The organism is Glaciecola sp. KUL10, assembly GCF_003203515.1.
Taxonomy (GTDB): Bacteria; Pseudomonadota; Gammaproteobacteria; order Enterobacterales; family Alteromonadaceae; genus Glaciecola.
Map to the genome: position 1 here is coordinate 181913 of NZ_BGNG01000006.1, position 21682 is coordinate 203594.

Consider the following 21682-nt stretch of genomic DNA (forward strand, 5'->3'; position numbering starts at 1 on the left):
AAATTAAACAAGCAGCTGAAATGGAGCAGCAACACTGCTTTTAGTTCAGCAATATTATTTCTTCAAGTGCCCATTTGGGGTTATCAGTGAAAATTGCATCTACGCCCATCGAATGAAGTTGCTTGAGAGTCGCTAAGTCGTTAACAGTATAACTCCACACAGCTAAACCTTTATTGTGGGCATCATCGACGAATGTTTGATTGACGGACTCGCAATCAATAGCTGCAACATCGACTGTCATGTCATTCGCATAAGTCGCATAATTTAAAGGAAGGTGAGCGATCAATGCTCCGTACTTTATGCCTTTAACGCTTGATAGTTTAGCTTGACACTCTTTTAGCAATGGGTGGTTGAAGGAGGATAGTGCAATCTTGTTTTTGTGTTTTTCAATTAACGGGATCAAATAATCGCAAAAATCTGAAGCACTGATAAGAGATTTTATCTCAATGTTCACGAGTGCTTTTTCTCCGACTAACGCTAATACTTCACATAAAAGTGGTATCTTGTCTTGCTTCATCACTCTGCATTGTGCAAGCTCGCGCAAAGAAATGTGATCAATCCTGCCGAGCTTACCTGTCAACTTTTGTAGATTGAAGTCATGGAACACAACAAATTCGTTTTCAACTTGATGAATATCCAATTCAATTGCGTGCACATTGCAAAGCAACGCCTGCTCAAATGCCTTGAGCGTATTTTGACTGAAGTGTGAACTAAAACCGCGATGCGCGATTACTTGCATACTTGCGCCTGTCTCAAATTACGTTTATGGGTTTTGTGGGTATTAATCGTTTCATAGATCGCAGCAGAAATTACTAATAAACCACCTAACAAAGTCTGCCATGTGGGTTGTTCATTCAACATAATAATTGCAAAAACCACGCCATAGAATGGTTGCATACAAGCGACTAGAGAAAATGTCTTTGCTCTAAGGTGCTTTAATGCATTCGCTACCATTGCATGTGGAACCGCTGTGAATATAGTGCCCAACAAAAATAATAATAATAGGTTCTGTTGTCCCATCACTACAAAATCATCAGAGATAAACCAGATTAAACAAGGGCAAATGACTAGGGTTTGAAACGCCATCGCTTTAGAACCGCTGTAATGAGAAAAGTGTTTGCGGTGTAACAAATTCCTTAGCGAGTACAAAAATGCTGAAATAACACCTATCAACACACCTAAGGTGATGTCATTGTCCAATGAAATATCAGGCACGATTAACGCAATGCCAAAAAGAACAACGAGTGCGCTAGCAATATCTTGCCAAACAAGTTTGATCCCTTCGAAGTAAGGCTCTAATAGGACGGTAATTACAGGAAATGTGAATAGCGCTATAATTCCGACAGATACCCCCGCGTATTGCATCGCCATGAAATAAGTGACCCAGTGCATGGCCATAATAACACCAAGCAGAATCCCCATTAGATAGTCTTTTTGATTATTTAGTCTGAGGGATTCCCCGCTAAATTTGACAAAGGCCCAAAGCAAAATACAAGCAAATGCCGAACGACCAAATGTTATATCAAGGCTATTGAGGCTGATCAATTGAGAAAATAACGCAGTTCCACCCAACAGCATCACCGTGAGGTGAAGCGAAATCAGACTCTTTTTGACAGGATCCATTGTCTACTTTTCGTTATCTTTAGGCGAATGTGGTGGTTGGATATCATGTCCTATCGCACTGGCAAAGTGAGTACCTAATCGTGTGACCATACCAGCTTGCATGTCCGCAAATTCGATTTTGTTGGGTTCAAAGCAAACAACAATAGTCGAACCTAGTTTAAAGCGGCCCATCTCTTCACCTTGCGAAAGGTTGATGTTGTCAGTCTCATCGTATTGCCAATGCTGTACAGTCTTTCCTGCAGGTGGTGTAATATTTCCTGCCCAAACGGTTTCGATACTTGCCACGATAGTCGCGCCGACTAATACAATCGCTACTTTGCCAACAGGCGTATCAAAAATCGTGACGACGCGTTCATTTCTGGCAAATAAACCAGGTACGTTTTGAGCGGTTAATGGGTTAACAGAAAATAGTTCGCCGGGTACGTGCAACATATCTGTTAAGGTGCCTTCAATTGGCATATGAATACGGTGATAGTCTTTTGGCGATAAATAAATAGTTGCAAATCGGCCGCCTTTAAACACATTTGCTAACTCTGGCTTACCCCCCAGTAAAGTGGTTAAACTATAATTATGGCCTTTGGCTTGAAATATTTGATCGCCTATTATCTCACCAAACTGACTGACAGCTCCGTCAACTGCATGACACAGTTCATTTTCTTTAGTTTGGATTGGTCGCGCCTCTGGTTTCAATGAACGCGTGAAAAAAGCGTTAAACGTTTTATAAGATGCCGGGTCTTGGTTGGCGGCTTCAGACATATCGACGTCAAATGCTTTAATAAAAACCTTAATGAAAAATTGTGTCACGCTGCCTGCTTCAGCCGCAGCCAAACTACCCACTAAACGAGATAGAAGATGTTTCGGTAAAATATATTGGGCGCGCACTTTAAGCCAATCGATCACAATAGAAACTCCGTAATACTTTGTTTCCTTACCTGCCGTTAAGGAGATACGATGGCAACAAAGCTAATGTTATATTGTTAGATAGTATATCTCATTGTTGGCAGTGCGAAGTGCTAAAGTTTTTATGTGACATTCCTGTTTAATCTAAGGCAAATACTTTTAGAAAGATCGCTTACAACAAACTAGGTTTTTGAAAAAGAAGGACGGTTTTCTTGGTTTGACTCGATAATTTTGTGATAGCTGTCATAACGACTTCGAGCAATTCTCCCTTCATCTACGGCTTGACGAATTAAACAGCCCGGGTCCTTTTTGTGTTTGCAGTCGGTGAACTTACAACCGCCTAAAAACTCATTAAACTCAACAAACCCCTTTGTGATTTCTTCATTTGGGATGTGCCATAGACCAAATTCGCGAACACCAGGTGAATCAATTAAATCACCACCATCTTTAAACTTTAAAAGTTTTGATGCGGTTGTAGTGTGTTGTCCCAACCCTGAACTGACGGAAACATCTCCCACCTGTTCTTCTGCATTAGGCAGTAATTGATTGACTAAGCTAGATTTACCGACGCCACTTTGGCCTACAAACACACTGACTTTATCACTTAATTCTGCTGCCAGTGTTTGTACACCTTGTGTGGTTTGACAGCTTGTATAAATGACTGGGTAACCAATATCAACATAAAGCTGCATGTTTTGTTTTAGTTCGTTAAGTTGTAATTCGTCGAGTAACTCAATTTTATTGATAATAATAATGGCCGGTATTGAAACCGCTTCACAAGCGACAAGGTATCGATCGATGATATGTGTTGAGAGCGCGGGCACTATCGAACTGACTACTAATATTTGGTCTATGTTCGCAGCAACGGGTTTTACGCCGTCGTAATAATCTGGACGCGTAAGGGTACTTTTGCGATCCTCAACAGCTTCAATAATTCCCCTATCTCGGTCGTCTTCAGTTAATGATGGGCGAAATAATACGTGGTCACCGCAAACCACAGACTCGACAGTTCTACGAATATGGCATTTGTGCACTTCACGCGTTTCCATGTTTTCTACATTAGCGTGTTTACCAAAACGACCAATAACGCGTCCATTAGTTTGCTCGCCTAAATTGGTATCACTAATGTCAGTTTCGTGCTTATTAAGTCGTTTTTGTCTGTTGTTTTGTACCTGTCGTCTTTGTTTTACCGACAGTTTCGGTTTCTTTGCCACGATTACCTTACTTTAACTTTATTGAAGGAGTGTAATTGCTTGGATAAGTCTGTATCTTCATGATACCTTTTTTTCGAAGCTTTTTATATGTGAACAGCGCTAGGAGAATTAATGGCATTGCATGATGAGAATCTAGTTTGGATAGATATGGAAATGACGGGACTTGATCCTGAAACATGTGTTGTGATGGAAATTGCAACAATAGTCACTGACAAAGACCTGAATATACTTGCACAGGGGCCTGTTATTGCCGTTCATCAACCAGACGAAGTACTAGATAATATGGATGAATGGTGTGTTAAAACACATGGTTCAACCGGCTTAACGCAACGATGTAAAGACAGTGAGTACAGCGTTGACGACGCGACCAATATCACTATCGAGTTTTTAAAAGCTTATGTACCCGCAGGAAAATCACCGTTGTGCGGCAATACTATCGGTCAAGATAGACGCTTCTTGGTAAAATATATGCCAAGGCTCGAAGCGTATTTTCATTACAGAAGTATTGACGTCAGCACTATCAAAGAGCTTACCAAACGATGGAAGCCCGAGGTTTTAAAAGACTTCACAAAAAAAGGCGTGCACTTAGCCTTGGACGATATCATCGAATCTATAGAAGAAATGAAGTTTTACAGAGATAAAGTGTTTAAGATTTAGGCAAAAGAGCACAAATTTTAAAAAAACTAAAAATTATGCTTGCACCCAACAAATATTTTCCTATAATGCGCGTCCACATTGCGGGAATAGCTCAGCTGGTAGAGCACGACCTTGCCAAGGTCGGGGTCGCGAGTTCGAATCTCGTTTCCCGCTCCAAATTCTTACCCATAGCCAAATTAAAGCGTTACTAGTGCTGCCGAGGCTGTGGGTTTATTCATTGTTTTTCTGCTTTTAAAAACACCTTTAGGCTAATTGATTCTAAGCCTAAGTCATGAAATTTCGACGTAAAGACCGCTTGCAGTTTGGCTTGTTAGATTTTTTTCTATAGACTATTTGGTTAAGTGGCTTGGTTAGTTTCAAGCTTAATACAAGCAGCGAAACATGAACTTGAAAAACAAAATAAAAAAGCCACATCACTAAAAGACGTCGCCAAAGCAATTGGCGTGTCTACTGCAACTATTTCCAATGCCTTTAACCGTCCAGATCAATTATCGGACAAACTGCGAAGTCGAATATTGGAAGAATGCAAACATCTCGGTTACGCTGGGCCAAGCCTCGCTGCCAGAAGTTTGCGTTCGGGAAAGTCAGATGTGATAGGAGTGGTATTAGCCGACTCTCTTGGTTACAGTTTTTCTGACCCAATGGCAATCAGCTTGCTAGAGGGTGTTTCTAGTGTATTGGAGAAACATAACAAACAGTTGTTACTGCTGTCTTCACTGTCTGATAACTCATCTCAAGTGGGCGCTGAGTCACTTCCAGACGGATTTATATTTTATGGCACACCCAGTCAAAATGCATTAGCGCGAATCCTGAATCTATCAAAACCTTGTGTATCAATTGATTTTTCTCATGAAGCGATGCCTAGCGTTAACATTGATAATCGAAAAGCCTCGAAGGAAATTGCTGAATATGCAATTACCGACAGTGACGATAGTGTTGCTATTATCGGCATGCGACTTGTAGAAGATGAAAACGTGCGTGCACTACAGGAGGGTGACAACTTAGGCAATAGCCAAGAAATTGCCCATCAAAGGCTGTTGGGGTATTTAGATGGCGCGGCGGCTAAAGGCGTTTCAATACCTTTTACTTCTCGCATTCATCTGCCGCGAAATACGATTGATTATGCACAACAAGCAGCAATAGCATTACTTGAAAGAAAAGATAGACCTAATGTTATCTTGTGTATGAGTGATGTGATTGCTATGACTGTTTGTCGAGTGGCCAATCAAATGGGTATTTTTGTACCAGAAGAATTAAAAGTGACGGGATTTGATGATATTGCCGAAGCAACTAGAAACTCCCCTCCATTAACCACTTGTTCCCAACAAGGCGTAGAAAAGGGCATCATTGCAACAACCATGCTCATTGAAAATGATACCGTCAGTAAAGTCGTTGAGACTAAGTTAAGAAAGCGAGATTCAGCTTAGGATTTTAACCAAAGGCATTGATAGGCTTGCAAGCTGATCGGTTTGCTGCATTCGTAGGTTGTGCTGGTGATTAGTTCTAAGGCTATTTTAGATTCAAGGCAACGCATAATAGCACTTGGTAGCACTAGGGTATGCTCGCTAAAGTTGACGATACACAAACATCGTTCTCCGAGATTTGATACCCTTAAATATGCGAAGCAGTGTTGATTGGGGGCGTTCAAAACTTGCGTATTGGCATCACCCAAAATAGGGTGGGTTTGTCTTAGCGAAATCAAGTGATTAAGTTTAGATTGCACGCTTAATTGAGTGGGTGACACTCTGCCTGCTAGTACGTCGTCACTTACTTCTATTCTGTGCACCCACCTGGCATCATCTTTTTGCTCAGTGTTTTGTTGGTAAGAATAGTCATTCAATAGTGCAAATTCATCACCCGCGTACAACAACGGAATCCCGCCAAAACTTAAAATAATTGAGTGCACTAACACAATTCGGCTAACAGCAGATTCAATGTCAGCTTGATTGTTTGTGGCAAGCGCAGACTCTAATCCACATAACGAAGCTAATGATCCACAGACTCTGCAATCGCCCGTTTCTGGGTTTTCGCCAAATGCTATACCATTTGCAAAACTCCCCTCAAATCGACCGGTGTAAAACTGATTAAGAAAATGTCGATGGTCGTCGCCATTTATACCCAATTCTGCGGCAACGCTGTCATCGAAAGTCCATCCAATATCATCATGACACCTAGCATAATTTACCCATGAGCAGTGGTCGTTTATTGTGTTGGTTTTTTGCAAAGACGCGGTAATCAATCTTGTTTTTCGAGTTGCCAGTGAGTTCCATATTAATGCCATAAGTAAGGGGTTGTATGAAAGTTGGCATTCTTTGCGGTCTATGTATTTGACTACTTCATCAGGGTGGACAATTGCTTCGCTCTTGAATACAACACTTGGAGCAGCAATTTGCAAACAAGCATTAAATGCTTGAATCAGCGTATGTGCTTTGTCTAGATTTTCGCAATCTGTGCCCATTTCTTTCCAAATGAACGCGAGAGCATCTAAGCGCAGCGCGTCGCCCCCAATGTTGGCTAAAAAGAGCATTTCAGCGGCTATCTTTGTAAATACAGCTGGGTTGCTATAATTTAAGTCCCACTGAAAATTATTAAACGTCGTCCATACCCATTTTTGAGAGTCTACGTTAAAGGTAAAGTTACCTCGCCGGACTTGAGGGAATATCTCTCGAAGGTGAGTTTCGTACGCATTGGGAATTGCTTTGTCATCAAACATGTAATAATACTGTTGAAATTCATGCTCACCTTGTTTGGCGAGCATCGCCCACTCATGCTCATCAGAAGTGTGGTTAAATACAAAGTCTAGAACTAAGTTTATCCCAGCGTCATTTAAATCCTTGGACAAGCCCTTTAAGTCGTCTATTGTTCCTAGTCTTGGCATGACGTTCCGATAATCAGTGACTGCATAGCCACCATCATTTTCTCCCTTAGGGCATTGAAAAAGTGGCATAAGATGCAGGTATGTGACGCCTAATCGTTTAAAGTAAGGAATACGAGCTCTAAGTCCTGCTATATCGCCGCCAAAAAGGTCAACATATATCGCCATCCCTAGCATTTTGTTACTCTTATACCAGTTGGGGTGTTTAGCTTTTTGTTTATCTTTAGCCTTTAAGTGTTCAGGACGTTCAGCAAACCCCCTCACTATCACCGCAAAAAGTTGCTGTAGATGATAGTAAAAATCATATTGCCAGCCATAGATATGATGAAAGTGAGTAAACAAACGAGGAAATTGTTTTGTTAATCTCGCGCTTATTTCTTCTCTTTGGCTTTTACTGAGGCGTAAAAACACCTCTTCGTTAAAGAGGCGCTCAAGTGTCTTTTTGCTTTCAATTACATAATTCACAGATAGGCCTTAAACTACTCCATCGAATGCACGAAACGTGCTGATAGCTTGGATTCAAACATTTGGGTTGATACATCCATCTTAAACGATTAAGCTCTGTAAAATCAATGTTAAAAATCTAAAACGAATTACGCGTAATAGAATAAATCTAACTAAGAGAGCATTAAATGACTTTATACAAGGGGGCAATTGAGGCCGGTGGGACAAAATTTAATTGCGCGATTATGTCTGAACAAAGGGAGATCATTGCTCAAACAAGGATTCCAACAACAAGCCCGGAAGAAACTATCGGCAAAGTGATCGCGTTCTACCATGAAAATGCTGACCGCAATTTAAAAGTTTCGTCTGTTGGCCTTGCCTGTTTTGGTCCGCTAGACTTAAATCTTAATTCTGATCAATATGGTTCGATTACTCAAACACCTAAACCAAATTGGTCTAATGTACCGATACGAAACATGCTGATGAATAGTTTGTCTGTTCCTGTTTTTATAGAGACGGATGTAAATGCAGCAGCACTGGCTGAATATAAATGGGGCAACGCTCAGACTGCTGAAGTCTGTGTATACGTAACTATAGGGACTGGTTTAGGCGGAGGACTAGTAATTGACGGGAGGCCGATACACGGTCTCGTGCATCCTGAAATGGGCCACATGCTCGTGAATATCCCTGACAATACTCATGGTTGTTGTCCATTTCATGACAATTGTGCTGAGGGTTTAGCATCGGGAACAGCAATGAGGCATATATGGAAACAAACCGCTGAGGACTTTGATGAAAATCATCCAGCATGGGAGCTTGAGAGCGAAGTGTTGGCAAAGTTTTGCCATAACTTGATGATGATACTCAGCCCAAATAAAATCATTCTAGGGGGAGGTGTGATGGGACAATCATTATTGATCGAAATGGTGAGAACTAAGCTTGAGAATAGTCTTGCTGGATATATTTCATTTCCTAAAGGGGTAAAGATTAGTGATGTGATTGTTGAAACTGGCCTAGGTGAGTTGTCTGGTCTATATGGCGCCTTTGCGTTAACTGCTCAGGAAGACTAGGACATTCTGGCATCGTTTAAACGTAGAAAATCAAAATAAATAATGCTACCCTTCAGGTCTGACCAGTTGGTATTGATAACAATGAGGCACACCTAATGACACATTCAAATTACTTATTAAAGTTACAGGAAAAGTTCCAAAAAATTCCCTTTGGTCAAACGCTTTTTAGTAAGTTGTTCGTGTCCAAAGCTCCTTATTTTAAAAGTATCAAACCCAAGATATTAGTGTTAGAAGAAAATTTTTGTCAGGTAGCCCTTCCAAAGCGCAAAGCTGTTCACAACCACATTGGCACAGTACATGCGATTGCTGTTTGTAATGCGCTTGAAATGGCGATGGGGGCAATGGCTGAAGCTTCAATCCCTACGCATTTAAGGTGGTTACCAAAGGGTATGAATGTCAATTATCTTGCTAAATCGACAACAGATCTAGTGGCAGAAGCAAGGGTTGAAGCTTCTCAATGGAAGGCGGGGGATTTATTTGTACCTGTTCGAGCAATGGATACCAATGGAACCGTAGTCGTAGATGGCGAGATTAGACTTTGGGTAACTGAAAAGCCGCAAAAGTAGTTATTTTCGGTCTCACGTTAATTTTGTGAAGCCCATTAGTATGAAATAAAATACATAGATATAAATAAAGTGCCACAAAAGCTTCACGCAAATATGGTTTGCTACCGATGTTTAAAATAATGATTGACAAGGCCTAACTAAAGGCTTATCAATGCGACTTAACAGTAAGTTTCATTGGTTTTTGTTTTATCTTGGTATCATTGGGTAGGAGCAAGGCTGTGGCAAAAATTACTCGAGATTCGTTAGTTAAAAAGATGTTTAGCGATGCTAAGCATTATCCGTATGGTTTTTCACGCTCAGGTGATTTCTCTATCGCCGAAAGCAAAGCACTTCAGCAGTATGGGTGTTTGATCGCTGCATTGGTAGATGGCGTTATCAAACCATCAAATGAAGAAGAGCAAGCATACATCGATTGTGCGTTGGGTGTTCAATCCCCCCAGAATGCAGCTCAAAAGGCTTGGCTGAAATATCAAAGTCGTATCAATCGACCCAAATATGGCAGCATCCACGGGACAAAAAAGACAAGTTCTGATGCCAGTAATGATGACGACAACTTAGTGTTAGATATTGACGATGATATAGATATTGATATCGATGATTAATTAGTATGTTCATCCTCCTGTAAACAATATGTTAATCACTTTTTGAGTGTTTTATCCTAACATTTGCTTATATTGGGATAAATATCTCACTTTTTTGTATTTCCTCTTTTAATCTCATGTAACCCTGCGATATAGTCTCGATAATTAAGTAAATAGACCACGAATACGAGGGGAATATCCTGTGAAAATGATGTCAGGCGCGGCTATGGTTGTAGAAGCGTTGAAAGATGTTGGGGTTACGCATTTGTTTGGGTATCCAGGCGGTGCAGTACTAGATATATATGATGCACTTTTTGCTCAAGAAACGATTAAACATGTTTTAGTCAGACATGAGCAAGCGGCAGCGCACATGGCGGATGGATACGCAAGAGCAACAGGTAAAACGGGTGCTGTTCTTGTCACGTCAGGTCCTGGAGCAACCAACACAATTACTGGCATTGCAACTGCATTCATGGACTCAATTCCTATGGTTATCCTCTCTGGTCAGGTTCCATCTATGCACATAGGGGAGGATGCTTTCCAAGAGTGCGATATGGTTGGGGTATCTAGACCGGTAGTTAAACATAGTTTTTTAGTTAAAAAGGCTGAAGATATTCCCATGGCGATCGCCAAGGCGTTTTACATTGCAAACTCTGGTAGACCGGGGCCGGTTGTTGTCGATCTTCCTAAGGATATTGTAAATGTTCAAGAACAGCATCCATATGTGTTCCCTGCTGATGTCACTATGCGCTCATATAACCCCACAGTTAAAGGTCATTCAAAGCAGATTAATAAAGCCGTGAAATCAATGCTTAAAGCTAAACGCCCAGTGATATATGTAGGCGGAGGAGCAATTGCAGCTGAAGCATCGCAATACGTGACACAATTGGCGGAAAAACTACACGCACCAGTGACAAGTACGCTCATGGGGCTTGGGGCATTTCCCAGTACTCACGAACAATTTGTGGGTATGCTGGGCATGCATGGAACGCTTGAAGCAAATAAGACGATGCATAACTCAGATTGTATTATTGCACTAGGGGCGCGTTTTGATGATCGTGTCACTAACAACGTTGACAAGTTTTGTCCTCATGCAGATATCATACATGTTGATATCGATCCCGCATCTATCTCTAAGATTGTGAATGCACATGTGCCAGTAGTTGGTTCAGTTGATAAAGTCACTCTTCAGATGCTAACAGCCCTTGCTGACAAAGAACTGGAAGATCAAGCAGAAAAACTAGAAGATTGGTGGAAGCAAATTAATTCTTGGCGAGCTAAAAAGTGCCTGGATTATCCACAAGAGACACAAGTGATTAAGCCACAACGAGTAATTGAAGCGCTGTATAAACACACTAATGGCGAAGCATATGTGAGTTCTGATGTGGGCCAGCATCAAATGTTTGCCGCGCTATACTATCCTTTTGCAAAGCCTCGCCGTTGGATCAATTCGGGCGGGCTTGGAACAATGGGGTTTGGTTTACCTGCTGCAATGGGAGTGCAATTTGCACACCCTGAGGCATGTTCCGTTGTTGTTACTGGGGACGGCAGTATCCAAATGAATATTCAAGAGTTGTCAACCTGTCTACAGTATGGCTTGCCTGTTAAAATAATCTCTTTAAACAATCGTGCGCTTGGCATGGTACGACAATGGCAAGATATGATTTATAAGGGGCGTCATTCTCACTCCTACATGGATTCAATGCCTGATTTCGTGGCGCTTGCCGAGGCTTACGGTCATATTGGGATAAAAGTAGATAAACTCGATGACCTTGACGCTGCCATGGAGCGCTGTTTTGCAGAAAAGAATCGCTTAGTATTTATGGATATTGCAGTTGATCAAAATGAACACGTATACCCAATGCAGATTAAATATGGAGCGATGGATGACATGCGCTTGAGCAAGACGGAGCGTACATAATGAGAAGAATTATTTCAGTATTAATGGAAAATGCGCCTGGCGCATTGTCTAGAATCGTAGGTGTGTTCTCACAGCGTGGATATAACGTAGATTCTCTATGCGTGGCGCCGACAGATGATGAGAGCTTATCTAGACTCACTATCATTACACAGGGCACAGATAAGGTGATTGAACAGATCACCAAGCAAGTGAACAAACTTATCGACGTTTTAAAAGTAGTAGAATTAACCGATGGCGCGCATGTTGAAAGAGAACTCATGCTAATAAAAGTTGCGACGCGCACTGAACTCGCACGCTCGGAAGTTAAACGCAATGTCGATATTTTTAGAGCGCGAATTTTAGACGTTACCGTAAACAACTACACAATTGAAATCACGGGTACAAGCGAGAAGCTCACTGCGTTCGCTGATGTAATGGCGCAATGCGCAGAGATTACTGAGGCTGCAAGAACCGGTGTAGTGGGACTTGCACGTGGTGATAAAGCACTTAGACCTTAATTTCTAAAGATGTTAAATGCCTAAAAAGTCAATCAACATCAGTTGTTTGACTTTTTTACATATTCATTATTAGTTGATCTAGTTTGATTTTTATCAGTAATAACTGATGGAAGCGGTACAAAATAGACTTATTGTGAGTTTATCGAACATATTTTTGCGAATAACGAATAATAAGTTCGAATAATAGCTTGCGATTCGATTTTTTGTGCTACACTTCGTTTGTTGTCGTTGAAAAATTGTTATTTGTTTTATTACTGTAAGTGCTATAAACCTCTTGTTCACGCCCGTGACGCTTAGTTAGACGTTTTCATTTGTAAGTAAAATCTCAGTAGTTAATCTCAACGGCATAGAGAAATGCGCGTTTATGCGCTGTTATATTTATATTGATTTGAGGTTTACATGTCTAAAGTTACAGGCACAGTTAAGTGGTTTAACGCTGATAAAGGTTACGGTTTTCTTACACAGGACAATGGCGGCAAAGACGTTTTTGTTCATTTTAGAGCTATCGTAGCTGAAGGCTATAAAACTTTACCAGAAGGGCAGAAAGTGTCTTTCGAGGTTGAAGAAGGCCAGAAAGGTTTGCAAGCAGCAAACGTTGAAGCTATCTAAAGTTTCTTTGAAAGGCGATGATTTATCATCGCCTTTTAGTTTTTCACTAATACAAAATTCTTGCATCGTTCAAAACACTCACTAAACCCCCAGCTCTTCACAGCCTAATTGCTTTATCCAATCTTGTTGTATCAAAATTTGATCAACTAAGCACTATACCTGTATGCTCTTGTGAGCAAAAACAAGATTGATGATTATAATAATAAATTAGGAATAAAATGCGCTTGAACATAATTCGCTTTGTAGCCATTTTGCATGCAGTTTTCATTTCTTTTAGTGCTCATACAAGTTCAAACAATGAGGTCGATGAATTTATTTCTAAGGCTGCGGCGCCTCCGTATGACTGTCCAAAATCAGCTTTCATTCCTCAAATTGAAGCCTATTTATCAACTGACGATATCAATTCAGAGCAACGCCTAAGGCTTCAAACTCTATGGACGCACGATAAAATTTGCCATGGTGATCATACGCCAGCAGTTAATTTGTTAGATGATATTTTGTTAAGGGCTAATGTTGACAAGCAAGCATATTATTATGCGATGGCAGTATATCAGCGAGGTTTTATACACGATGTTCAAGAAAATCCAGCGCGCTGCGATTATTACCAACAAGCCAAAGAGCTTGCTAAGGGCTTGCACCCTGACATATTTTTGAGCGCAACACTTGGACATACAACCGTGTGTGGTGGGTTGAGTGACGCAGAAAAGCTTGGTTTGTTATATCCTCTTGTTGAGCAACTTACAAGAGATGGCGACCCTAAAGCGCTCGCTCATTTGCACAGCAATATTGGGTTGTTATATGGACAACTTGGTCAGCACAGTCTAGCAGCTGAGCAGTATTTAAAAGGTCATAATATTGCAAGTGAATATTATGAAGGGAGCAATAAACTGTCAATTCTTGTAAGTGCAATCTCTTCATTAATGGCAAGCGGTTCATTTGATGAAGCAGAAGCAGCACTCAATCAATATCGGATTATCAATGACGAGGTGTCTACTCCTCTTACTAACTTTCAAGAAGTGTTTTTAGAAGCTGGGTATTTCTACCGAACCAATAACGTTGATGAACTAACAGTCAGCGTTGAACATTGGAATAACAACGTCAAACAGACTATCAATCAACCTTTGTACAGCGACCTTTTTAAATGGTACGAAACCGTCAGTTGTATCAGAACTAAAGACCTGGATTGTCTTCGAGAATATCTAAAGTATGAAGAGGAATCCACGTCAAATTTTCGAACATTTACTCGAAGTAACAAAGACTATTTAAAGTTTAAAGTCGATTTATATTTTGCGTTGAACGAGTTTTCTCTTGCAGAGGAGGCGTTTAATGCCCTCTATAACAGCTTGACCAGAGGACTATGGCAAAGTCAAAAAGCAGGAAAGGTGCTGGGTATGGCAAATTTGCATAGTAAGATTGTCGAACTGGAGGCGGAAGTTGAAGAAGCAAAAACACAACGCAAAATAAGCCTATTTGTTTTTGTCTTTATTGCTTTATCGATCATTGTTGTTTTTGCACGAGTGATCCATAAACGCAATGTTGCGCGCCTCGAAATCGACCCAACAACAGAGATGTTTAACGCGCGCGGAGCGTTAAAGCGAATTGCTGATCTGGATACACCTTCAAAGGGCAAGGCAAATGCGCTGGCTATTTTTGATGTAGGGAACTTTAAAGAGTTAAATCGCCAAGTAGGCGCCGCTCAAAGTGACGTTATTTTAAAGGACATAGCAAAAATATTTCAAAGTAAAACGCGCAAATCTGACATTTTAGGCCGATTTGCACCTGAGCAATTTATTATTTGTTTAAAAGATGTCGAAGAAGAAATCGCAAAGTCATTCTTTGATCGCATCCACAAAGCTGTGGAAAGTACTTCTTTGGGGATAAGACAGGGAGAAGATATTAATATTCGTTCTAGTATGAGTATTTTTATTTCTCAAGAAAAGTTTGATGACTTAGATAGCGTTTTAGATGAAATGCTTATGTCGCTGAGTTCAAAGCGCTGATGATTATCAAAGAAAGCCTAATCAATGATTTTATGAAAGACGGCTACGTGAAAATCCCCAAGTGCTTTGCCTCAAATGAAATAAAGGAACTCAGTAAAATCGTAACTAGATTTCATGGCGCATGGATTCACGCTAATCGCGAGTTTTATCAAACTAGAGCAATTAACTCGGCGTATCTGACTTCTGAGCAACACCTATGTGAACGTGATCGGTTTGCGTTATTCACGTTTGTGAGCCAAATTCATTTGGTGAATCTGGTCAATAATTTGTTAAAGGATAAAGCTGTATTTATGGGCACTCAAGTATTTTTTGATCCCGTAAACAGTCAACAAAACAACTATTGGCATCGAGATTCGCAATATCATCTTAGCGAAGCAGAACAGTTTGTAGCGTTATCAGGGCCTGAAGTTCTTCACTTTAGAATTGCATTAAAGGATGAGCGTGGTATCGAATTCATTCCGGGTAGTCACAACACTTGGGACACGGAGGAAGAGTTAGCTGTGCGTTTGGAAAAAGATGGTCATCGCTCTCATGAACCGTTATCTAGTGGCACAGAGGTTCCATTAGCTGCTGGGGACTTACTTGTATTTTCGGCTAATATAATTCATCGTGGCTTATACGGAATGGATCGTCTAGCACTTGATATTTTGTATTGTGAAAAATCACCTGAGTTACTTGGCTTTCTGCAACAAGACTGCATGCCTAATAATGATCAATTAGATAGGCTAGAAAACAGATCTATTTTTCACTCATAGTGAGCATAAAAAAGACCGCTATCAACAAACGGTATGAAGAAAGCGGTCACACATGAAAGTTGTTTACCAACTCAAAACTGCAATTTAAGAGTAGTGCCCAAATGTTCAAATAGTGTGGACGTCATGTATTATTGCGTATTCAAACTTATACTTACGTATCAATTACTCATAATTGAGAACAAAATATTGAAATAAAAAAGGCGCTCGTTGCTGAGCGCCTTTGAGTTCTTCTTTACACTCTTTTGTTAAACACGTTCAAAGATAGTCGCAATACCTTGGCCGAGACCAATACACATCGTTGCTAAACCAATCTCTTTGTCATTCGCTTCCATCAAGTTAATTAACGTTGTTGAAATACGCGCACCAGAGCAACCTAACGGATGCCCTAAGGCAATCGCACCGCCGTTGAGGTTAACTTTCTCATCATAAGAATCTAACCAACCCAAACGTTTAATACACGATAAGGCCTGAGCGGCGAAGGCTTCGTTAAATTCAGCTAGTTGAATATCGTCCATCGTTAAGCCTGCGCGCTTCAGAGCTTTCTGTGTCGCAGGTACAGGGCCAAAGCCCATGATCGCTGCATCACAACCCGCTACCGCCATTGCTCGGATCTTCGCACGCGGTGTTAAGCCTAATGCTTTGGCTTTGTCTGCTGACATAATCAACATTGCCGAAGCACCATCAGAGATAGCCGAAGACGTGCCCGCGGTGACTGAACCTGACACAGGGTCAAACACAGGGCGCAGACCCGCTAGTGTTTCTACGGTTGTTTCTGGACGAATAACTTCGTCGTGCTCAACTAGTGTTAATACTCCGTTTGCGTCATGGCCTTCAATGGGGACAATTTCGTTCCAACGCCCTTCAACTGCTGCTTTGTGCGCTAATTGATGAGAGCGCGCACCAAAGGCATCTTGCATTTCACGTGTTATGCCATTTTGACGCCCCAAAAGCTCTGCAGTCATGCCCATGCTACCCGATGCTTTGGCACTGTATTTCGCAATTGCAGGGTGAAAATCAATGTTGTAATTCATTGGTACGTGACCCATATGTTCAACACCACCGATCATATACACATCACCGCGTCCGCTCATAATACCCGAGGTCGCATCGTGTAATGCTTGCATTGATGAACCGCACAAACGGTTAACTGTTACTGCGGCAGTACTACGAGGAATGTCAGTCATTAGCTGAGCATTACGCGCTACGTTAAAGCCTTGCTCTTTGGTTTGCTGAACACAACCCCAAATTATGTCTTCGATTTCTGCTGGGTCAAGATTTGGGTTTCTGACTAACAACTGGCTCATCAAATGTGCAGACAAATCTTCGGCACGTACATTTCTGAAAACACCACCTTTTGAGCGCCCCATTGGGGTGCGAATGCAATCGACTACTACTACATCTTTCATATTATTCTCCTTGGTGCTTAAGCAGATTGTGCAAAGTAAGATTTACCGGCAGCGGCCATTTCGCGCACGCCATCAGTGATTTGGTAAATCGGACCTAAATGAGCATATTTGTCAGCCAAGGCAACAAAGTTAGCTAACCCCATTGTTTCGATATAACGGAAAATACCGCCTCTAAACGGAGGGAAACCTAAGCCGTATAGCAATGCCATATCTGCTTCTGCAGCGCTTGCTACGATGCCTTCTTCTAAACAACGAATGGCTTCATTCGCCATAGGAATCATAGTGCGTGCTATAATTTCTTCTTTATCAAAGTCTTTTGTGGCTGCTACATGCGGTTTGAACAACTCATATGCTTCTGGTGAAGCTGATTTTGTTGGACGACCGCGCTTGTCTTTAGCAAAGTCATAAAAACCTTTTCCGTTCTTTTGACCAAAGCGTTCAGCTTTGTAAAGTAAGGTAACAGGATCATTGTCGATCTTTTGCATGCGTTCAGGGATTCCATCAGACATCACACCTGATGCGTGATCAGCAGTATCCATGCCGACGACATCAAGCAAATATGCTGGGCCCATTGGCCAACCAAATACTTTCTCCATCACTTTATCAACTGCGGTAAAGTCAGCGCCGTCGATGACTAGTTTGCTGAATCCCGCAAAATATGGGAAGAGGACTCGGTTAACTAAAAAGCCTGGGCAGTCATTAACCACAATCGGTGTTTTACCCATCTTTAATGTAGAAGCAACGACAGCTGAGATAGTTTCATCGCTCGTTTTTTCGCCTCGAATAATCTCTACTAATGGCATTTTGTGCACTGGATTGAAGAAGTGCATGCCACAGAAACGCTCTGGTTTATCTAGGCTTTCAGCAAGTTGGTTAATAGAAATTGTTGATGTGTTTGAGCAGATAATCGCGTCGCTAGCCACCGTATCTTCGGTTTCTTTAAGCACACTTGCTTTGATCTTTGGGTTTTCGACTACAGCTTCTATAACGAGGTCTGAGTTAGCAATTGCCTTTTGATCAAGCGTTGGCGTGATGCTGGTCAGCGTTGCTGCCATCTTTTTAGCATCCACTTTTCCACGCGCCATTCCTTTACCAAGAATGGTTGAAGCTTCTTTCAAACCAAGATCTAAAGCCGCTTGGTTGATGTCTTTCATGATCGTCGGAATGCCTTTTACTGCACCTTGATATGCGATGCCGCCGCCCATGATACCCGCACCTAACACAGCATGCTGTTTAACATCTTTGCTTGCGCCTTTCGCTTGTTTCTTACCTTTTCCTTTAACCAACTGGTCAGCTAGGAAAATACCGACCATTGCTTTACACGCGTCAGTTTTAGCAAGTGCTACAAAGCCCTTGTTTTCTAGATCTAGCGCGCCGTCACGATCAAGCGTCGAGGCCTTTTGAACCGTCTCCACCATTTTATGAGGTGCTGGATAATGCTTACCTGCTTGGGCTGCGACCATAGCGGCAGCAGTCGAAAAGCTCATCATGCTTTCGTTGGCATTAAGTTGAAGCGGTGCTTTTTTCTCAGCACGTCTATTTTGCCAATCAAGCTTGCCTGCAATGGCATCTTTTAGCATGCTGCGAGCTGCTTCATGCAAATGTTCAGGTGCAACAACAGCATCAATGGCGCCTTCTTTAAGCGCTTTTTCTGCATTGCGATCACGACCTGTCGTCATCCATTCCAAAGCATTGTCCGAACCAATCACACGCGGCAAGCGAACGGTACCACCAAAACCAGGCATTAAGCCTAGTTTGACTTCAGGCAAGCCAAGTTTTGCTGTGGTATCTGCTACTCTCAAGTCTGCTGCAAGCGTCATTTCGCATCCGCCGCCTAGCGCAAAGCCATTGACAGCGGTAATGGTTGGCACTGGTAAGTCTTCAAAACGGTCAAATACTTTTGAAGTCTTTGCGACCCAAGCCAATATTTCTTCTTCTGGCATTTCAAATAGCGGCGTAAATTCAGTGATGTCAGCACCTACAATAAAGGTAGATTTGGCTGAACGAACTAATACGCCTTTTACTTCAGAATTAGCCGCAATCGCTGCGGTTGCTTGATCTAGCTCTTGAACGGTTTCGCGATCAAATTTATTTACTGAACCTTGTGCATCAAACACGAGCTCAGCAATGCCGTCTTCGGTTAGTGCAACCGTCAGACACTTGCCTTCATAAATCATATGTTCTCCTATGACTGAAACAAAATGCGTATTAAATGGGTCAAATAACACGTCTACATCGTTAAGAAATACCTATCCAAACCGATAGAGTATTTGTACTTTTGTTGAACAATTCATCCAATAGTATGGTAGAAATGTTACATGGATGCGAATAATACGTTTTCAAGTTAACAAAGTGTCATTTATTTTGTTTATACATACATTTAACGTCGTTGAAAATATAGGCAAATGCTGCGAAAAGCATTAAAAAAAGAAAAAGGAGCCACAATTTTCCAGATGCAAAAGTTAACTCAATTAATTAACAAGCGGCTTGCATTTTTGCAACAAATCTTCTCCTATCTGCTTGTTTTAACACTCATGCCACTTTCCCTTAGTGCATCTACTTACATAGAAACTGAAGCCAATCAGGAAATGCGGGACGCATTTTTGCGTATTGAAAAAAAAGTTTGGAAGACAACAGACCGTGATTTCGCAAAAATGCTGGAGGAGTTAGATGACTACCCGCTGGTTCCCTACTTAATTGAGCGCAAACTACTGCATAACCTCAAAGCGAAAAAAGCGCCCCAAATAAGGGCGTTTCTTGAACAGTATGAAGGGACTGTACTCGAAAACCGAGTAAGGCGCCCTTGGCTTCGTCACTTGTCGAAATATAATCGCAAATCTTTATTCTTAGAGTTTTACCGACCTATTGGTGATGTGAAAATCACCTGCCGATTTTTACGCTATCAGTATGAGGACTTAAAGTCGGGGCAAGCAAGTCTGAGTGAAGAAGAACTTCATCAACGTACTGAAAAAATTTGGAACGTGGGCAAGTCAAGGCCCAAAGAGTGCGACGCTACCTTTAAACATTGGTTAAAGTCTGACGCGTTGACAGAGGATATTGTACTTCAGCGGATCGAAAAAGCTGCTAAAGGCGGGCAACACACCCTTATCCCATATTTAAAAACGCTGCTTCCAAGCGAAAAACAATATTTGGCGGACTTATGGCACTCAATTAGGCGTGCACCATCGAATGTAAAGTATCTGAATCGCTTTAAAGGACGTTATCAAGCAATTGAAGCTGAAATTGCAAGTTATGCTTTTGGTCGATTAATTTGGCGTGACACAAAGCTTGCATTAAAACTCTGGCCTAAAGCAGAGAAAAAGTTCGTTTTTAGTCAACAGCAATTGGGGCATATTACCGGTAAATTCGCTATCAGCCTTGCGATAGATGATCATAGCAGTGCAGAGCAATGGGCAATAAAATCTGAGGCCCTCAATAAAGACCCAGAGGTATTGCGTTGGCATATGGCAGATTTGCTCCGTGATCGAGATTGGGCCAGCCTAATTAACTTAATTGAAAAATCCGCACCTGATTTAACCGCAGATAATCAATATCAATACTGGCTTGCCAGAGCGTATGAACAAACCGGAAATAAAAATAAAGCAAACGAACTCTATGCTCAGCTTGCAAATGAAAGACATTATTATGGCTTTTTAGCGAGTGCAAGGCTTGACCAACCTATAAGTTTACAAAACGACCCAATAAGAGCAGAGCCGAATGAATTAGCAATTATTTTACAAATGCAGAGCTCTAGACGAGCATATGAACTTCGAGCCCTAAACCGATTTCACGAAGCACGCTTAGAATGGCGTCATCTTCAATCAGAGCTTGATGAAAAACAAAAGTTACTTGCTTCTGTTATAGCAAGCGATTGGGGGTGGCATGATCAGGCAATCTTTGGGTTTACTAGAACGGGCTACCTAAATGATGTCGATCGTCGTTTTCCGATTGCTTATGAAGAACTGATGGTCAAAGAAGCCAAACGAAACCGAGTCGATCCGGAATGGGCGTTTGCAATTGCAAGACGCGAAAGCTCATTCATGTCAGATGCTGTTTCGTCTGCAAATGCTCGGGGGTTAATGCAAGTTTTACCAAGCACAGCAAAGTACCTCGAGAAGAAGCGAGTGAGTCAGCGACAATTACTCAATCCAAAAATTAATGCAAAGCTCGGTAATAAATATCTACGCTACTTGATGGATAAACTCGATGATAATGCTATTTTGGCAACTGCTTCATATAACGCAGGTTGGAGTCGCGTTAAAAATTGGCTGCCTGAAGATAAAGCAATCGAAGCAGATTTATGGATAGAAACCATACCCTTTAAAGAAACTAGAAACTATGTCAAGGCGGTCATGGCGTATAAGCAAATTTATCAAAAAAAATTCAATCAGCGTCAAACGGACAAACAAAAGGAACAAGGCTCTGTTTTCAATGAAGTGATTGACACTCAAATACCTGTTTCAATCTAAGCAGTAATCCTAACGCTCACTTCCCATGACTTACTCATTGGCTTGTGATAGCTTACTGCTATATTGAGTGGCGCTTCGTCAAAATAAGAACTAAA

Annotated in this window: 18 protein-coding genes and 1 tRNA gene; 12 read left to right on the forward strand and 7 right to left on the reverse strand. The window is 41.4% G+C overall.

Features of this window, described 5'->3' with window-relative positions; translation table 11 throughout:
* Positions 1-40 precede the first annotated feature (40 nt).
* From KUL10_RS11960 to rsgA, 4 genes are all read right to left on the reverse strand, one after another.
* Positions 41-739, reverse strand: coding sequence for a glycerophosphodiester phosphodiesterase (locus KUL10_RS11960; protein ID WP_110429164.1), 699 nt, complete (start codon positions 737-739; stop codon positions 41-43).
* Complete coding sequence (locus KUL10_RS11965) at positions 730-1623, reverse strand: DMT family transporter (RefSeq protein WP_110429165.1); 894 nt, start codon at positions 1621-1623, stop codon at positions 730-732. Before KUL10_RS11965 ends, KUL10_RS11960 begins: the two co-directional genes overlap by 10 nt.
* Before the next feature lie 3 nt (positions 1624-1626).
* Positions 1627-2523, reverse strand: a complete 897-nt coding sequence (gene asd / locus KUL10_RS11970) for an archaetidylserine decarboxylase (protein ID WP_110429166.1) — start codon at positions 2521-2523, stop codon at positions 1627-1629.
* A gap of 182 nt (positions 2524-2705) precedes the next feature.
* Positions 2706-3737 carry a small ribosomal subunit biogenesis GTPase RsgA gene (gene rsgA, locus KUL10_RS11975; RefSeq protein ID WP_110429167.1) on the reverse strand — a complete coding sequence of 344 codons (1032 nt, stop codon included), beginning with the start codon at positions 3735-3737 and terminating at the stop codon, positions 2706-2708.
* Positions 3738-3848: 111 nt separating this feature from the next.
* Here rsgA and orn point away from each other — a divergent pair, with 111 nt between their 5' ends.
* The 3 genes from orn (at position 3849) to KUL10_RS11990 (ending at position 5821) form a co-directional block, all read left to right on the forward strand.
* Positions 3849-4394, forward strand: coding sequence for an oligoribonuclease (gene orn, locus KUL10_RS11980; RefSeq protein ID WP_110429168.1), 546 nt, complete (start codon positions 3849-3851; stop codon positions 4392-4394).
* Positions 4395-4474: 80 nt separating this feature from the next.
* Positions 4475-4550, forward strand: a tRNA-Gly gene (locus KUL10_RS11985).
* A gap of 185 nt (positions 4551-4735) precedes the next feature.
* Positions 4736-5821: a LacI family DNA-binding transcriptional regulator gene (locus KUL10_RS11990; protein ID WP_233499801.1), complete on the forward strand. Its 1086-nt coding sequence runs from the start codon at positions 4736-4738 to the stop codon at positions 5819-5821.
* Here the strand turns inward: KUL10_RS11990 and KUL10_RS11995 are convergent.
* Complete coding sequence (locus KUL10_RS11995) at positions 5818-7734, reverse strand: amylosucrase (protein WP_110429169.1); 1917 nt, start codon at positions 7732-7734, stop codon at positions 5818-5820. The genes KUL10_RS11990 and KUL10_RS11995 overlap by 4 nt on opposite strands.
* A 167-nt stretch (positions 7735-7901) precedes the next feature.
* Between KUL10_RS11995 and KUL10_RS12000 the strand changes: the two genes are divergently transcribed.
* From KUL10_RS12000 to KUL10_RS12035, 8 genes are all read left to right on the forward strand, one after another.
* Positions 7902-8783, forward strand: a complete 882-nt coding sequence (locus KUL10_RS12000; protein WP_110429170.1) for an ROK family protein — start codon at positions 7902-7904, stop codon at positions 8781-8783.
* A 95-nt stretch (positions 8784-8878) separates the two neighbouring features.
* Positions 8879-9349 carry a hotdog fold domain-containing protein gene (locus KUL10_RS12005; RefSeq protein WP_110429171.1) on the forward strand — a complete coding sequence of 157 codons (471 nt, stop codon included), beginning with the start codon at positions 8879-8881 and terminating at the stop codon, positions 9347-9349.
* 218 nt (positions 9350-9567) lie between these two features.
* Entirely contained in the window at positions 9568-9951 is a 384-nt protein-coding gene (gene maoP / locus KUL10_RS12010) for a DUF413 domain-containing protein (RefSeq protein ID WP_110429172.1), read from the forward strand.
* Between the two features lie 181 nt (positions 9952-10132).
* The gene (locus KUL10_RS12015; RefSeq protein ID WP_110429173.1) at positions 10133-11851 is read left to right on the forward strand and encodes an acetolactate synthase 3 large subunit; all 1719 of its coding nucleotides are present in this window, start codon (positions 10133-10135) and stop codon (positions 11849-11851) included.
* On the forward strand, positions 11851-12348 hold the full coding sequence (ilvN, locus tag KUL10_RS12020; protein WP_110429174.1) for an acetolactate synthase small subunit: 498 nt from the start codon (positions 11851-11853) through the stop codon (positions 12346-12348). Before KUL10_RS12015 ends, ilvN begins: the two co-directional genes overlap by 1 nt.
* A gap of 399 nt (positions 12349-12747) precedes the next feature.
* Positions 12748-12957, forward strand: a complete 210-nt coding sequence (locus KUL10_RS12025; RefSeq protein WP_110429175.1) for a cold-shock protein — start codon at positions 12748-12750, stop codon at positions 12955-12957.
* A 218-nt stretch (positions 12958-13175) separates the two neighbouring features.
* Positions 13176-14957: a GGDEF domain-containing protein gene (locus tag KUL10_RS12030; RefSeq protein WP_110429176.1), complete on the forward strand. Its 1782-nt coding sequence runs from the start codon at positions 13176-13178 to the stop codon at positions 14955-14957.
* Complete coding sequence (locus tag KUL10_RS12035; RefSeq protein ID WP_110429177.1) at positions 14957-15712, forward strand: phytanoyl-CoA dioxygenase family protein; 756 nt, start codon at positions 14957-14959, stop codon at positions 15710-15712. The genes KUL10_RS12030 and KUL10_RS12035 overlap by 1 nt, the downstream gene beginning before the upstream one ends.
* A 245-nt stretch (positions 15713-15957) precedes the next feature.
* Here KUL10_RS12035 and fadA read toward each other — a convergent pair whose 3' ends face one another.
* Positions 15958-17118: an acetyl-CoA C-acyltransferase FadA gene (gene fadA / locus KUL10_RS12040; RefSeq protein WP_110429178.1), complete on the reverse strand. Its 1161-nt coding sequence runs from the start codon at positions 17116-17118 to the stop codon at positions 15958-15960.
* Positions 17119-17135: 17 nt separating this feature from the next.
* Positions 17136-19295 (reverse strand): fatty acid oxidation complex subunit alpha FadB, encoded by a 2160-nt coding sequence (fadB, locus tag KUL10_RS12045; RefSeq protein WP_110429179.1) that lies wholly within the window; start codon positions 19293-19295, stop codon positions 17136-17138.
* 276 nt (positions 19296-19571) lie between these two features.
* Between fadB and KUL10_RS12050 the strand changes: the two genes are divergently transcribed.
* Positions 19572-21587, forward strand: coding sequence for a lytic transglycosylase domain-containing protein (locus tag KUL10_RS12050; RefSeq protein WP_233499802.1), 2016 nt, complete (start codon positions 19572-19574; stop codon positions 21585-21587).
* The last annotated feature ends 95 nt before the right edge of the window (positions 21588-21682 follow it).

Coding starts and splice junctions, on each gene's coding strand:
- KUL10_RS11960 (WP_110429164.1), bottom strand. CDS start 739: ATGCAAGTAATCGCGCATCGCGGTTTTAGTTCACACTTCAGTCAAAAT.
- KUL10_RS11965 (WP_110429165.1), bottom strand. CDS start 1,623: ATGGATCCTGTCAAAAAGAGTCTGATTTCGCTTCACCTCACGGTGATG.
- orn (WP_110429168.1), top strand. CDS start 3,849: ATGGCATTGCATGATGAGAATCTAGTTTGGATAGATATGGAAATGACG.
- KUL10_RS12000 (WP_110429170.1), top strand. CDS start 7,902: ATGACTTTATACAAGGGGGCAATTGAGGCCGGTGGGACAAAATTTAAT.
- KUL10_RS12005 (WP_110429171.1), top strand. CDS start 8,879: ATGACACATTCAAATTACTTATTAAAGTTACAGGAAAAGTTCCAAAAA.
- ilvN (WP_110429174.1), top strand. CDS start 11,851: ATGAGAAGAATTATTTCAGTATTAATGGAAAATGCGCCTGGCGCATTG.
- KUL10_RS12025 (WP_110429175.1), top strand. CDS start 12,748: ATGTCTAAAGTTACAGGCACAGTTAAGTGGTTTAACGCTGATAAAGGT.
- KUL10_RS12030 (WP_110429176.1), top strand. CDS start 13,176: ATGCGCTTGAACATAATTCGCTTTGTAGCCATTTTGCATGCAGTTTTC.
- KUL10_RS12035 (WP_110429177.1), top strand. CDS start 14,957: ATGATTATCAAAGAAAGCCTAATCAATGATTTTATGAAAGACGGCTAC.
- fadA (WP_110429178.1), bottom strand. CDS start 17,118: ATGAAAGATGTAGTAGTAGTCGATTGCATTCGCACCCCAATGGGGCGC.
- fadB (WP_110429179.1), bottom strand. CDS start 19,295: ATGATTTATGAAGGCAAGTGTCTGACGGTTGCACTAACCGAAGACGGC.
- KUL10_RS12050 (WP_233499802.1), top strand. CDS start 19,572: ATGCAAAAGTTAACTCAATTAATTAACAAGCGGCTTGCATTTTTGCAA.